Raw genomic sequence first — 13,098 nt, forward strand, 5'->3', positions numbered from 1 at the left:
CACCAAAGAAACCCCCGGCTGGACCGCCAAGCCCGTTCCCGGCCTGCGCCACACCGTAGAAACCACCACCACAACCGGACACACCTACCACTCGATGTCGCCGCCCCTGCCGGGAACAGCACCGACTGTCACACGGTCATTCGCCAGCACATCACCACTACCCGGCACCGCTCCGGCCATCGGATTCGACAGGGTAAGTACGGTCAGAAAAGGGATCCGCAAACGGTCCCGCGTCCAGCAGCCGCTGTTGTGGTGACGCAGCCGGTGTTGTGGGGCCGCTCCGGGGAGTGCGGTGCTGCCTACGCCACGGACGCAGACTGCAAGGCTGCACGCAGCTGGCTTACCGCCGCCGTGCCTCCTGCGATAAACCACTCAAGCCCGTTGACGGTGACTGTATCCACCGCGCCGCCAGCCGCAGTGACGATGGCCTTGCCCGGCAGCCAGTCCCACTCCGGGCAGCTGTGCTGGAACCAGCAGCCCAGCTGCCCGTCCGCCACACGGCCCAGGTCACAGGACCCGGATCCGAGCATTCGCAAGGAGGCGGCGGAGGTGGCTGCCGCGTGCCAGGGCATGGCGCACATGGGATCCCTGAGCCAGGTGGGGTGGATGTAGGTGGCTGCGCCGAGCTCGGCAACATCGGTGGCGTTCCGCTTGCCGTCATCGTCTGTGAAGACTTTGAGCTGTTCGCCATTGAGCGTCGCCGGCCTGCCCCGGCCTCCGATCCAGAGCTTGTCCTCCTCCGGCTGGAAGATGGCGCCCAGTACCACACCGCCGGCGTCCTTCAGGGCAATGGCCGAGCACCAGTACGTGGAGCCGTGCAGGAAGTTGTAGGTGCCATCCACTGGATCGATCACCCACGTGCGGCCGCTGGTGCCCGCGATGGAGGCGCCTTCCTCCCCCAGGATGCCGTCGTCCGGCCGGCACCGCCGCAGCTGGGACAACACGTAGGCCTCGGCGGCATGGTCTGCGGCGGTGACAACATCGGAGACGGAGGTCTTCTGTTCCGCCTGGAGGCCGGCCATCCGCATGAGGAGGGCCAGCTGTCCGGCCTCCTTCACCAGCGCCGCGGCGAGCTGGTAGTCGTCCAAAGCAGGGTCAAGTTCAACGGCGCTGTGCCGGCCAATGGTCATGGCTTCAGTGTATGGGGCGGGATAATGGTGCCATGGCCAAAACCCCTGCCCAGCGGATCAAGAAGCACGGCGCCAACGCGGCTGTGCCGCAGCACCACCTGCCACCGGTAGTGAATCCCACCACGGAGCGCACGCCGGAGAAGGCGCAGGGCAACAGCAACCTGATCGTGATTGCGGGCGTGGTGGCCAGCCTGTTCCTGTTCTGGTACCTGCACCTGTTGACCCTCGTCCAGCTCACCCAGCTCTCCCAGGGGATGGCCATGCCGGATTCGCTGGTGGGCGGTTTCGATACCGGCTACATCGGCCGGCTGCAGGCCGTGATGAACGGCGACGCGCTGGGCCAGCTGAACTACGTCCACAAGACCGCCGGAACGCTGTTCCCGCTGATCTTCGGGTTCACATGGCTGCTGCTCATCGGCACCAACGTGGCCCGCAAGGCGCTCCGCTGGGCACTGTGGGCGCTTCCGCTGCTGTTCGTCGTGGTGCGGCTCTGGGGCAATGTCGCCATCGACACCATGATGTCCACGAGCGGTCCCGACGCCGGCCAGGTGGTCCTGGCGTCCGGCCTCACCGTCGCTGGCTGGGTGCTGTTCGTCCTGAGCCTGCTCGCGGGCGCGGCGGCGGTTCTGCTGCGGGGCCGGAAAGGCAACTAACGGCTGGCCGCCCCGGCATCGGCGCGGGCCAATGCCCTCCGTTCCTTACGGTGCCGGTGCACCCGGCTGGCCACCACGAGCCCGGCCGCGGCCATCCCCACCGTCACCGGATAACCCATCAGCCGCTCCAGCGTGCCCGGTTCCGGCACCTGCATGCGGGTCAGGCCGCCGGTGGCGAGGGCGGCCAGTGATACCGAGCCGCACGCGAGGATCAGCCATGCCATGCCGGTCTTCCGCAGCCACAGCAAGCCCAGCACCAGCAGGGCGGCCGCGCCGGCAAGGAAGTACATGACGGCGCCGGTGTAGTGCCACGGGGAGCCCACATCTTCGGGAACGAGCCCCACAATCACGGTCCCCGCCCCCGCGGCGCCGGTCAGCAGCCGTACCCATGCGGCGGCGATCCAAGGTTTTCGCCGGCCCCGTTCCACCCGGGCGCCGGGCCGGGCGGCCACGCACAGCAGCCCCGAGGTCAGCAGCACCGCACCCAGCAGCATGCCCAGGCCCTGCACCACGAACGAGGTGTTCATCAGCCAGTGCAACGGCGAGCATACGTCCCGGCCGGAGTACACACCGCAGTGGAGGGCGCCGAGATCGCTGATGTAGCCCGTCCGGAGGTCGTAGGGACGCGCACCGCCCCAAGCCATCGCCACAGCCGCCTCGGCGGCAAAATACTGCAGCACGCTCAGCGTCGACCAGGCACCGATGTAGTGCCGGGTGGACGCGGTGTCCGGAATGTAGGCGGCGGCAGTCGGGACTGGGCTCATGGGTTGAGCGTAGTACGCCCCCGCACCTTGTATGCTTGTAACCGTGTCCGGACGGACCGGTCCCGCCGGCCCCCGGATGCGCGCCCTCGTAGCTCAGTGGATAGAGCACGGCTCTCCTAAAGCCGGTGTCGTTGGTTCGATTCCAATCGAGGGCACTTGAACCTTCGTTCCCCGGAGCCCGATCTCCGCGCCTACCTCCTCGGCAGCGCCCCGGACGGTCCTGCGCCCGAACGGCCGGGCCGCTGGCAGGTGGAACGCGACCTGCTGGACCGGACGGACGGCACCCGCGGAACCTTTTCCGGCGTCGTACTTTTCACGCCAACGGACGACGGCGGCCTGGTCCTTTCCGAGGAAGGCACCATGCGCTGGCCTGCTTTCACCGGCCCGGCCTCACGGACCTACGTGCTGCAGCCCTCGGGACAGCCGGACGCGCTGGACGTGTACTTTCCGGACGGCCGGCCGTTCCACCGGATGAGCTTCGCCCCGGACGCCAACCTGGACACCCACTGGTGCGACCCCGACACCTACCGCGTGCTGTACACGTGGGAGGGACCAGACGCGTTCAGCTACAGCTGGGACGTGTCCGGACCGCGCAAGGACCTGCTGCTGGTCTCGTGGCTCCTGCGGAGGAAGGACACATGAAGCACCGGATCGTGGTGTCCGCCGTCTGCGTCTTCGACGCCGCCGGCCGGCTCCTGACCGTGCGGAAGCGCGGCACGGACATGTTCATGCACCCCGGCGGCAAACCGGAGCCGGGCGAAACTGCCGTCCAGGCAGCCGCCCGCGAGCTCGCCGAGGAGGTGGGCATCGTCGTCGATCCCCGGGACCTGACCCTGATGGGGGTTTGGATCGCGGACGCTGCCAACGAGGCCGCCACAGACATCGAGGCAACGGTCTTCCTGGCCCCGGGCACGTGGGAGGCCCGGCCTGCCGCCGAGATCGCGGAGGTCCGCTGGCTGGACCTCGGCCTTCTTGCCCGCGGCGCATCGCTCCCCCAGGACCTGGCGCCGCTGCTGACAGACCACATCCTGCCGGTACTGGCCGCGCGGCCGCCCCGCCGCTAGAACTCGGGGACGGCTTCCTGCGCCACAGCGGTGGCCTCGGCGAACTGCGTCCGGTACAGCTCCGCGTAGCGTCCGTCGGCGGCCAGGAGCTCCGTGTGGGTTCCGCGCTCGACGATCCGGCCGCCCTCCACCACCAGGATGGCGTCGGCGGCCCGGACGGTGGACAGCCGGTGGGCGATCACGACGGCGGTCCTGCCCTCGAGTGCCGCGCCGAGGGCTGCCTGGACGGCGGCTTCGTTCGTCGAGTCGAGTGCGGCGGTGGCCTCGTCCAGGATGACGACCCTCGGCTGGGCGATGAGCAGGCGGGCGATGGTGAGCCGTTGGCGTTCACCGCCGGAAAGCCGGTAGCCGCGCTCCCCCACCACCGTCTCCAGGCCGTCGGGCAGGGACCGGATCATGGCCTCGAGGCGGGCCTGCCGCAGGACGTCCCACATGTCCTCGTCCGTGGCGTCGGGCCGTGCCAGGCGCAGGTTGGAGGCGATGGTCTCGTGGAAGAGGTGCCCGTCCTGGGTGACCATTCCCAGGGTGTCCCGCAGCGAATCGAACGTGGTGTCGCGGACGTCGAGGCCGGTCCCCGGCCTGGTGCCGCCCAGGCGCACGGCGCCCGAGTCGACGTCGTACAGCCGCGACAAAAGCTGGGCGATGGTGGACTTGCCGGCGCCGGAGGAGCCAACCAGCGCCACGGTCTGGCCCGGTTCCACCCGGAAGCTGACGCCGTGCAGCACTTCCTCGCCGCCGCGGGTGTCCAGGGTGGAGACTTCCTCCAGCGATGCCAGGGAGACTTTGTCCGCGGACGGGTAGGCGAACCGGACGCTGTCGAACTCCACGGACACGGGCCCGGGGGGAACGGGCACGGCGTCCGGTTTCTGCTGGATTAGGGGTTTCAGGTCCAGGATCTCAAAGACCCGTTCGAAGCTGACCAGGGCGCTCATGACTTCCACCCGGGCATTGGACAGCGCCGTGAGCGGGGCATACAGGCGGGTCAGGAGGAGCGCCAGGACCACCACGTCGCCGGGCGCCAGCTGGCCACCCAGCGCGAGCCAACCGCCCAGCCCGTAGACCAGCGCGAGTGCGAGCGCCGAGACCAGGGTCAGGGCCGTGACAAACGTGAACTGCAGCATGGCCATGCGGACGCCGATATCGCGGACGCGGCCCGCGCGGGCAGCGAATTCCCTGGATTCCTCATCCGGGCGGCCGAACAGCTTCACCAGCGTGGCGCCGGGGGCGGAGAACCGCTCCGTCATCTGGGTGCCCATGGCGGCGTTGTGCGCGGCGGCTTCGCGGCGCAGGTCCGCCAGTTTGGAGCCCATGCGGCGGGCCGGGATCAGGAAGATCGGCAGCAGGACCATGGCGAGCACGGTGACCAGCCAGGACTTGTTGAGCATCACCACCAGGGTCAGGGCCAGCGCCACCGAGTTGCTCACCACGCCGGAGAGCGTGCCGGCAAAGGCGGACTGCGCTCCGATGACGTCGTTGTTGAGGCGGCTGACCAGGGCTCCGGTCCGGGTGCGTGTGAAAAAGGCGATGGGCATGCGCTGCACGTGGTCGAAGACCCTGGTGCGCAGGTCAACGATCACGCCTTCGCCGATCGTCGAGGACAGCCAGCGGGTCAACAGCCCCACGCCCGCTTCGCCCAGCGCCACGATGGCGATCAGCACCGCCAGCCAGATCACGGTACCGGCATCCGTCTTGGCGATGATGGCGTCAACCACCTGGCCGGCAAGCACCGGGGTGGCGACCGCCAGGAAGGCCGCCGCGATGGATGAGAGGACAAAGGCGATGAGCTTGCCCTTGTGCGGAGCGGCGAACCCCAGCACCCGCTTCAGGGTTTCCTTGGAGAACGGCTTGGAGCCGCTCTTGGCGGTGCTGATGTTGTACAGCGAGCTCCAGGCCACGCGGTCCATGCTCATGGTTGGTTCTCCTGGCTTGCAGTGTGGTGGAGTTCCTGGACGTTGCCGTCCTCCAGGTGCCACCGTGAGTCGAGTCGGACATTTTCCAGCAGCCGGCGGTCGTGGGTGACCAGCAGCAGCGCGCCGTCGTAGCTTTCCAAAGCCTCCTCCAGCTGCTCAATGGCGGGCAGGTCGAGGTGGTTGGTGGGTTCGTCCAGCACCAGCAGGTTCACCCCGCGGGCCTGCAGGAGCGCCAGGGCAGCCCGGGTCCGCTCCCCCGGTGACAGCGAATCCACGGTCCGCGAGGTGTGGTCCGCCTTGAGCCCGAACTTGGCCAGCAGCGTGCGGACGTCGGCGCCGGTCCAGTCGGCCAGCACCGCTTCCACGGCATCGCCCAGCGCCCTGGGCCCTTCCAGGAGCCCGCGCGCCTGGTCGATTTCGCCGACGGCGACCGAGGCACCCATGGAGGCCTCACCGTCGTCCGGTTCCTGCGTCCCCAGCAGCAGGCGAAGGAGGGTGGATTTGCCGGCGCCGTTGGGTCCGGTGATGCCGATGCGTTCACCGCCGTTGAGCTGGAGGTTGACCGGTCCCAGCGTGAAGTCACCCTGGCGGGCGACGGCGTTGCGCAGGGTTGCGACGACGGCGCTGGACCGGGGCGCGGCACCGATGGAGAACTGGAGCTGCCATTCCTTCCGGGGTTCCTCCACCACATCGAGCCGGGCGATGCGCGATTCCATCTGCCGGACCTTTTGCGCCTGCTTTTCGGAGGATTCCGTGCTGGCCGCGCGCCGGATCTTGTCGTTGTCGGGGTTCTTCTTCATCGCGTTCCGGACGCCCTGCGAGCTCCATTCCCGCTGGGTGCGTGCCCTGGACACCAGGTCCGCCTTGGTGGCGGCGAACTCCTCGTATTTCTCGCGTGCGTGCCGCCGGGCCACGGCACGTTCCTCGAGGAAGGCGTCGTAGCCGCCGTCGTAAACGGCCACGCTGTTCTGCGCCAGGTCCAGTTCGACCACCCGGGTGACGCAGCGGGCCAGGAATTCGCGGTCGTGGCTGACCAGCACCACGCCGCCGCGCAGTCCCTTGACGAAGGCTTCCAGCGTGGCCAGGCCGGCAAGGTCCAGGTCGTTGGTGGGTTCGTCCAGCAACACCACGTCGAACCGGCTCAGCAGGAGGGCAGCCAGGGCCGCGCGGGCGGCCTGGCCGCCGGAGAGGCCGGTCATCAGCGCGTTCGGGCCCGCCTCGAAGCCCAGGTCGGCCAGGACTGCGGGCATGCGGTCCTCCAGGTCCGCCGCCCCGGAGGCCATCCAGCGGTCGAAAGCACGCGAGTACGCGTCGTCGGCACCGGGGGCTCCTGAACCAAGGGCCTCCGCTGTGGCCTCCATCTCGGCGGTCGCTTCCGCACAGCCTGTCCGGCGGGCGATGTAGCCGGCTACGGTCTCGCCGGGAATGCGGTCGTGCTCCTGCGGCAGCCATCCCACGAACGCGTCGGCGGGAGCCAGGCTGACAGTGCCGCCCTGCGGCTGGTCCACGCCGGCCAGCAGGCGAAGCAGTGTGGACTTTCCGGCGCCGTTCGCGCCGACCACGCCCACCACGTCGCCGGGAGCGACGGTCAGCGAAAGCGCGGAGAAGAGCACGCGGTGGCCGTGGCCGCCGGAGACATCCTTGGCAACAAGGGTCGCAGTCATCGATGTGGTCCTTTCGCGAACCGCCCCGGGCTGCAGGGCATGAAAGAACCCGCTGGTCCGGACTTGGGGGGTGTACGGACCAACGGGCTCGACCATCAACTATAGACGAACCGTCCGGCATGGGCAAAATCACGCGGTCGCGGACGCGGTAAAATTGACTGACCACCCGTTCTGCAGAGAGCCCTTCATGACCATCCCCGCCAAGGCGTTCCAGCGCTGGCTGCAAGGCATTGCCCCGGATGTCAGCACGGCAGATATCTGCAGGGTCTCAGGGATCAAGCGGACCACGCTCGCCCAGCAGCTGGTCCGGGGAAAGGTCTCCGTGGGCACCGTGGTCAGTATCAGCCGGGCCTACAACCTCAATCCCGTCGCGGCGCTGGCCGGCTTCGAGGCCTACAGTGTCCTCGGGACGCCGCAGGCACCTACGCGGTGCGAGCTGGTCAGCCAGATCTCCACCCCTGACCTCCTGCGGGCCGCGCTGGCCCGCCCGGCGATGGACCCTGCACACAGGGCGGGTGCCCCGCCGTTCGTCCTCAGCCCGGCCCCGCACGCCACCTCCGTCAAGAACTGGGTGGACGCCATTGACGACGGCGAGGTCCGCCACCGCGTCTCGGCGGCCACCGGCGTGGCACCGCAAAACTACTCCGCGCAGCTGACGGCCAACCGGCTGTCCCCCGAACTGGCGGTTGCCACGGCGCTGGCGGCAGGGGTGGGCCCCGCGGGCGGGCTGGTGGCAACCGGGGTCATCACCGAAGAGGAGGCCGGGTGGCCCCCTGGTGCCCGGCAGGCAGCACTGGACAGCATGTCCGACGGGGAGCTCACCGCCCTGGCCGGTGACAGGCTTCAGGCACTGGGCAAGACATTGCGCCGGCAGGAACAGGACCAGGCGCAGACGGAAAAGATTTGGGAGAACCTGGGATGATCGAAATCCTGCAATGGACAACGCTGGCGGTCTGCGGCCTCATCGCCGTCGCCCGCATCCCCAGCGCGCTCCGCGGCGAGAACCGCTCCCTCTTTGGCATCTTCGCGCTGATGACCCTCGCGATCCTGCTGAGCATCCAGGGGCCCTACCTGGTCATCGACCACGTCCTGGGCGGCACCAACATCGCCAACCTGTTGCTGCGGTTCGTGGTCTTCGGGGCCATCTTTTTCCTGGGCGTCCGGGTGTCAAAGGGCTTTGGCGCGGATGCCGCCTACCGGCTCATCACGGGACGAGCGGGAATGGCCGCGCTGCTGGCGGTGTCCGTGGTGCTGGTTGCCGTGTTCCTCGCTATGGACACCGAAGGCTCCTCCGCGGGGCTGTCGGCAATCTCCGGCAAGGACGCCCGCAACTCTGCGCTGGTCGAATACTACGGCGCAGCGGGCCGGGCCTACCCCGCGTTCGTAGGCCTGGCATTGCTGCCGGCCATGGTCCGCGCCGTGCAGGACCGGCTGCCGGCCCTGGTGCGGATCGCCGCGGCGCTCCTTGCCCTCGGCGGGGTGGCCGTTGCCCTTTCGCTGCTCTTCCCGGTGATCCCGCCGGACCTTGGGGCACTGGAGTTCATCATCAACTACACGGCAGTGCTCTGCTATGTGGTCGGCCTGGCCCTGATCTGGGCCGCCAGGGTGCGGTTCCGGCGTGCGTCCACCGTACGGAAGACATCTACCGAAATGTAACCTTTGGGGCTTTCACAAAATCATTAGAATGTGAAACAATCATAAAAGTGTGAAGGTGGGGCCGCCAAGGGTTCTCGAACGGGGATAAATTCTTGGACGCGGGCCGCCCCGGGGGCCTTTGCACGCATTGGGGGGATGAGTGGTGGCGGCCGTTGGGGACCGCCCCCACTCAGCCTATTTAAGGCCCCTTCCGCCCCGCCTACGCCCGGGTGAACCGCAGGGTTACCAGCTGGAACGGCCGGAGGTTCAACGCTGCCCCCTCTTCCGCGCCAACCGCTCCGGGTGCCTCGACCGGGCGCTCCAATAGGTCGGTGGCGAGGACATCCCTTACCGGGAAATTGGCGGAGATCCGTGCCGCGGAGCGCTGCCCCAGCGACTCGTAGAGCCTGACCACGACGTCACCGGACCCGTCCTCGGCGAGCTTGACGGCCTCAACCACCACTGCGGGATCGGAGACCGAAAACAGCGGCTCCACCGGCGCGGCCCCACGGACCAGCCGCGGCGCAAGGTTTGTCCGGTAGCCCTCTTGGACCGCAGCCGCGATGTCCGCGCCCGGACGGATGGTCACCGTGAGTTCGTGGCGTCCCCGGTCCGCCTGGGGGTCGGGGAATTTCGGGGCACGCAGCAGCGACAGGCGCACTGTGGTGGTGCTCCCGCCGTCGGAATCCCTGATGCTCCTGGCCACGTCATGGCCGTACGTTGAGGCGTTGGTGACAGCCACGCCGTAGCCCGGTTCGCCCACGTGGAGCCACCGGTGGGCGCAGATCTCAAACTTCGCCGCCTCCCACGAGGTGTTGGTGTGCGTGGGCCGGAAAACGTGCCCGAACTGCGTTTCCGCTGCGGACCGGTCCGCCCGGACATCCAGCGGGAACCCGAGCTTGAGCAGCTTCTCGCGCTCCTGCCAGTCGACGGCGGTGGTGATGTGCAGCGACGGGCTTCCTGGCGCCAGCGTGATGCGCTGGACCAGGGGTGATGCACCCGCCAGGCGTTCCACCACGACGACGGCGCTGCCGCCCTCGCTTTCCAGCCGGACCGATTCCGCCCGGTCCAGCTGCGTGACGTTGCGCCGGTAGAACTCGTCAATGTCCCACGCGTCCCATTCGTTGGGGGTATCGCGGTGCAGTTCCAGCAGGTTGCCCCGCTGGCCGGGGGCGATGGCTTCCCGGCCGGTGGCGTAATCGCGCAGGGAGGTGAGGAGCCCGTCGCCGTCCAGCACGGCGCGGATGATGCCGTTGTCCAGGACGTAGCCGCCGTCGGACGGCGTGGCCCGTACCGGCCCCGCGGCAGCCGCGGGTTCCCCCGCCGCCAGGGGGCGAACCCCTTCCCGGGCGTGTGGCGCGGCGTTCAGCAGGAACTGCCGGTCGCCGGGGCCGAGCATGGCTGCCGCGGCCTGGCCAATGATGTCCTCGAGCGCTGTTTCGATCGCCTGGTAGTTGCGTTCGGCGTCCTGGTGGACCCAGGCGATGGCGCTGCCGGGGAGGATGTCGTGGAACTGCTGCAGCAGCACGAGCTGCCAGAGCCGCTTAAGCTCAGCGGCGGGGTACTCGTAGGCATCCCCGCACCGGACGGCCGCGGTGGTGCACCACAGCTCCGCTTCGCGCAGCAGGTGTTCGCTGCGGCGGTTGCCCTTCTTGGTCCGGGCCTGGCTGGTGTAAGTGCCGCGGTGCAGCTCCAGGTACATCTCCCCCACCCAGACGGGGAGTGCAGGATAGTCTTCCTCGGCCTGCCGGAAGAAACTCTCCGGTGAGCCGATCCGGACCTTGGGCGATCCTTCCAGGTCGGCCGTGCGGGCAGCGGCAGCCAGCATCTCGCGCGTGGGGCCGCCGCCGCCGTCACCGTAACCGAAGGGCACCAGCGATACGCTTCCGCGCCCGTGGTCGCGGTAGTTCCGTTCTGCGTGGGCGAGGTCTCGTGCGCTGAGGTCGGAGTTGTAGGTGTCCACCGGCGGGAAGTGCGTGAACAGCCGGGTGCCATCGATGCCTTCCCAGTTGAAGGTGTGGTGCGGCATCCTGTTGGTCTGGTTCCAGGAGATCTTCTGGGTCAGGAACCACCGGCTGCCCGCGGCCTTGACGATCTGCGGCAGAGCCGCGGAGTACCCGAACGAGTCCGGCAGCCAGGCCTCCCGGCACTCGACGCCGAACTCGGCCAGGAAGAAACCCTTGCCCTCGACGAACTGGCGGGCCATGGCCTCGCCGCCGGGCATGTTGGTGTCGGATTCGACCCACATGCCGCCCACCGGAACGAACTGGCCGGCCCGGACCTTCTCGCGGATCCGGCCGAACAGCTCCGGGTAGAGCTCCTTGATCCAGGCCAGCTGCTGCGCGGACGAGCAGGCGAAGACGAAGTCCGGGTTTTCGTCCATCAGCGCCACGACGTTGGAAAACGTCCTGGCGCACTTGCGGATCGTCTCGCGGACCGGCCAAAGCCAGGCGGAGTCGATGTGCGCGTGGCCGGTGGCCACCAGCTGGTGGGCCGACGCATAGGCCGGCCGGGCCAGGACTTCGGCGAGCGCCTCGCGTCCCGCCGCTGCGGTGCCGGCGACGTCGTCCGGGTCCATGACGTCCATCATGCGTTCGAGGGCGCGGAGGATCTCGTGGCGGCGGGGAAGCTCCAGGGGCAGCTGCTCCATGAGCCCGGCCAGCGTCCAGACGTCCTGCTGGAGTTCCCAGACCGTCCGGTCCAGTTCGGCGATGGCGATGGTTCCCAGCCGGTACTGCGGCGCGTCCCCGGCGGTGGACTTGTCTCCCAGCGGGGTGGCGGCAAAGGTCCAGCCCTGTGCCATGTCGGGGTTGGCGGCCGCCTCGACGTAGAAGTCCACGGCCATGCCGCCGCCCAGGAGCTTCAGCGGGATGTACTGGTTCCGGGGTGAGATGGCCTTGATGATCGTGCCGTCCGGCCGCCAGGCGATGCCCTCGCACTGGAATCCGGGGGCTTCGGTGGTGAAGCCGAGGTCCACCACCACCTCCACGGTGGTGTCCGGCTCGGCGCCCCAGCCATCCGGCACCTCCCCCTGCAGGCGCAGCCATTTGGTTCCCCATGGTTTCCCCCAGGCGGCCCCATGCTCCTGGGGCCTGAATTCCTGAAGCATCGCCTCGAGGGCGGGGACTGGTTCGCCCGGCGCGTCCCAGCTGCTCAGGGCGAGGGGAACGGTCCTGCTGTAGATGGCAGGGGTAAGGCGTTCACGCACAAACCTCTGCAGGCGGACTTCCGTGATCCGGCGGTCGTCATGCAATGTTGGTCCTCTTTAACGCTTGAGACTGGATCATCCTGTCCATTCGATGGACAAAAATCTACCCGTTAGTAGCTTGATAAACCACCCCTGGGCCAAAGACGCCGCGCCGGCTTTCACGCACCGCGTGCAGCACCCACCGGCCGCAGGATCCGGTTCTCGCCGGCATAGACGTTGAAGCTGGCGCCACGGCTGAAGCCCGCCACTGTCAGGCCGTTCGCTTCGGCAAGTTCCACGGCCAGGCTCGACGGTGCGCTCACTGCGGCCAGGACGGGGATCCCCGCCAGGGAGGCTTTCTGGACCAGTTCGAAGGACGCCCTGCCGGACACCTGCAGGACGGTTCCGGCCAACGGCAGCAGCCCTTCGCGCAGGGCCCACCCCACCACCTTGTCCACGGCATTGTGCCGCCCCACGTCCTCGCGCAGGCACAGCAGGCGCGCTCCGCCGTCGTCCCCGATTGTGAACAGGCCGGCCGCGTGCACTCCCCCGGTGTCGTCAAAGAGGCGCTGGGATTCGCGCAGCAGCCCGGGCAGGGAAGCCAGGACTTCGGCGTCCACCGTCAGGGGGTCCGCCTCGGGACTGTAATGGGAGGACTTCCGGACCGCTTCGATGGAATCGGTGCCGCAGATGCCGCAGGAACTGGAGGTATAGACCCTGCGCCCAGTGTCGGGGAGCGGAACGTCCGGCCGGAGCTGGGCCTCCACAACGTTGAAGGTCTGGACGCCGTTCTCGTCCTCGCCGGCGCAGAACCGCAGGGACACCAGCTGTTCGGGCGCCCAGATGACGCCCTCGGACACCAGGAACCCGGCCACGAGGTCGAAGTCATCCCCGGGGGTCCGCATGGTCACCGAGTAGGAGAGGTTTCCCAGCCGGATTTCCAGTGGTTCTTCAACGGCAAGGACATCTTCCCTGTGCCGGACCGGGTACTCCTGGGCGCTGGGCGAACCGTCCAGAACAAATTTGTGCACCTTGCGGCGCTGGGTTAAGCGTCCCATGTCCCATCCTGCCTGTTCATAACTCCATCATGG

Annotated in this window: 11 protein-coding genes, 1 tRNA gene and 1 pseudogene; 7 read left to right on the forward strand and 6 right to left on the reverse strand. The window is 68.4% G+C overall.

The genetic code is table 11. The features are described 5' to 3' along the window. Positions 1 to 256: pseudogene (locus tag ACYSM9_RS18070) on the forward strand (HNH endonuclease); the annotation flags it as partial. 43 nt (positions 257 to 299) lie between these two features. On the opposite strand, the gene ACYSM9_RS18075 reads toward ACYSM9_RS18070, so the two are convergent. Then, positions 300 to 1,130 (reverse strand): inositol monophosphatase family protein, encoded by an 831-nt coding sequence (locus ACYSM9_RS18075; RefSeq protein ID WP_461858335.1) that lies wholly within the window; start codon positions 1,128 to 1,130, stop codon positions 300 to 302. A 32-nt stretch (positions 1,131 to 1,162) separates the two neighbouring features. Between ACYSM9_RS18075 and ACYSM9_RS18080 the strand changes: the two genes are divergently transcribed. Then, a complete protein-coding gene (locus ACYSM9_RS18080; protein WP_461858336.1) occupies positions 1,163 to 1,783 on the forward strand; it encodes a hypothetical protein in 621 nt (206 codons plus the stop codon). On the opposite strand, the gene ACYSM9_RS18085 is transcribed toward ACYSM9_RS18080, so the two are convergent. Further along, positions 1,780 to 2,547, reverse strand: a complete 768-nt coding sequence (locus ACYSM9_RS18085) for a DUF998 domain-containing protein (RefSeq protein ID WP_461858337.1) — start codon at positions 2,545 to 2,547, stop codon at positions 1,780 to 1,782. The two genes, ACYSM9_RS18080 and ACYSM9_RS18085, sit on opposite strands and share 4 nt — an antisense overlap. An 82-nt stretch (positions 2,548 to 2,629) precedes the next feature. On the opposite strand from ACYSM9_RS18085, the gene ACYSM9_RS18090 reads away from it, so the two are divergent. The 3 genes from ACYSM9_RS18090 to ACYSM9_RS18100 all read left to right on the forward strand — a co-directional run bounded on the left by ACYSM9_RS18090 (position 2,630) and on the right by ACYSM9_RS18100 (position 3,611). Beyond that, positions 2,630 to 2,702, forward strand: a tRNA-Arg gene (locus ACYSM9_RS18090). Between the two features lies 1 nt (position 2,703). Next, positions 2,704 to 3,189: a DUF6314 family protein gene (locus tag ACYSM9_RS18095; protein ID WP_461858338.1), complete on the forward strand. Its 486-nt coding sequence runs from the start codon at positions 2,704 to 2,706 to the stop codon at positions 3,187 to 3,189. Next, positions 3,186 to 3,611, forward strand: a complete 426-nt coding sequence (locus tag ACYSM9_RS18100) for an NUDIX hydrolase (RefSeq protein ID WP_461858339.1) — start codon at positions 3,186 to 3,188, stop codon at positions 3,609 to 3,611. Before ACYSM9_RS18095 ends, ACYSM9_RS18100 begins: the two co-directional genes overlap by 4 nt. Here the strand turns inward: ACYSM9_RS18100 and ACYSM9_RS18105 are convergent. Together ACYSM9_RS18105 and ACYSM9_RS18110 are read right to left on the reverse strand one after the other, a co-directional pair. After that, positions 3,608 to 5,521, reverse strand: a complete 1,914-nt coding sequence (locus ACYSM9_RS18105) for an ABC transporter ATP-binding protein (protein ID WP_461858340.1) — start codon at positions 5,519 to 5,521, stop codon at positions 3,608 to 3,610. The two genes, ACYSM9_RS18100 and ACYSM9_RS18105, sit on opposite strands and share 4 nt — an antisense overlap. Then, on the reverse strand, positions 5,518 to 7,185 hold the full coding sequence (locus ACYSM9_RS18110) for an ABC-F family ATP-binding cassette domain-containing protein (RefSeq protein WP_461858341.1): 1,668 nt from the start codon (positions 7,183 to 7,185) through the stop codon (positions 5,518 to 5,520). The genes ACYSM9_RS18105 and ACYSM9_RS18110 overlap by 4 nt, the downstream gene beginning before the upstream one ends. Positions 7,186 to 7,372: 187 nt before the next feature. Here ACYSM9_RS18110 and ACYSM9_RS18115 point away from each other — a divergent pair, with 187 nt between their 5' ends. Further along, positions 7,373 to 8,107, forward strand: coding sequence for a hypothetical protein (locus ACYSM9_RS18115; RefSeq protein WP_461858342.1), 735 nt, complete (start codon positions 7,373 to 7,375; stop codon positions 8,105 to 8,107). After that, on the forward strand, positions 8,104 to 8,841 hold the full coding sequence (locus tag ACYSM9_RS18120) for a hypothetical protein (RefSeq protein ID WP_461858343.1): 738 nt from the start codon (positions 8,104 to 8,106) through the stop codon (positions 8,839 to 8,841). The genes ACYSM9_RS18115 and ACYSM9_RS18120 overlap by 4 nt, the downstream gene beginning before the upstream one ends. A gap of 199 nt (positions 8,842 to 9,040) precedes the next feature. Here the strand turns inward: ACYSM9_RS18120 and ACYSM9_RS18125 are convergent, their stop codons facing one another. Continuing rightward, positions 9,041 to 12,073, reverse strand: a complete 3,033-nt coding sequence (locus ACYSM9_RS18125; RefSeq protein ID WP_461858344.1) for an alpha-mannosidase — start codon at positions 12,071 to 12,073, stop codon at positions 9,041 to 9,043. A gap of 113 nt (positions 12,074 to 12,186) precedes the next feature. Then, the gene (fdhD, locus tag ACYSM9_RS18130; protein ID WP_461858345.1) at positions 12,187 to 13,065 is read right to left on the reverse strand and encodes a formate dehydrogenase accessory sulfurtransferase FdhD; all 879 of its coding nucleotides are present in this window, start codon (positions 13,063 to 13,065) and stop codon (positions 12,187 to 12,189) included. Positions 13,066 to 13,098: the final 33 nt, after the last annotated feature.

The sequence above is a fragment of the Arthrobacter sp. C152 genome, assembly GCF_054890965.1.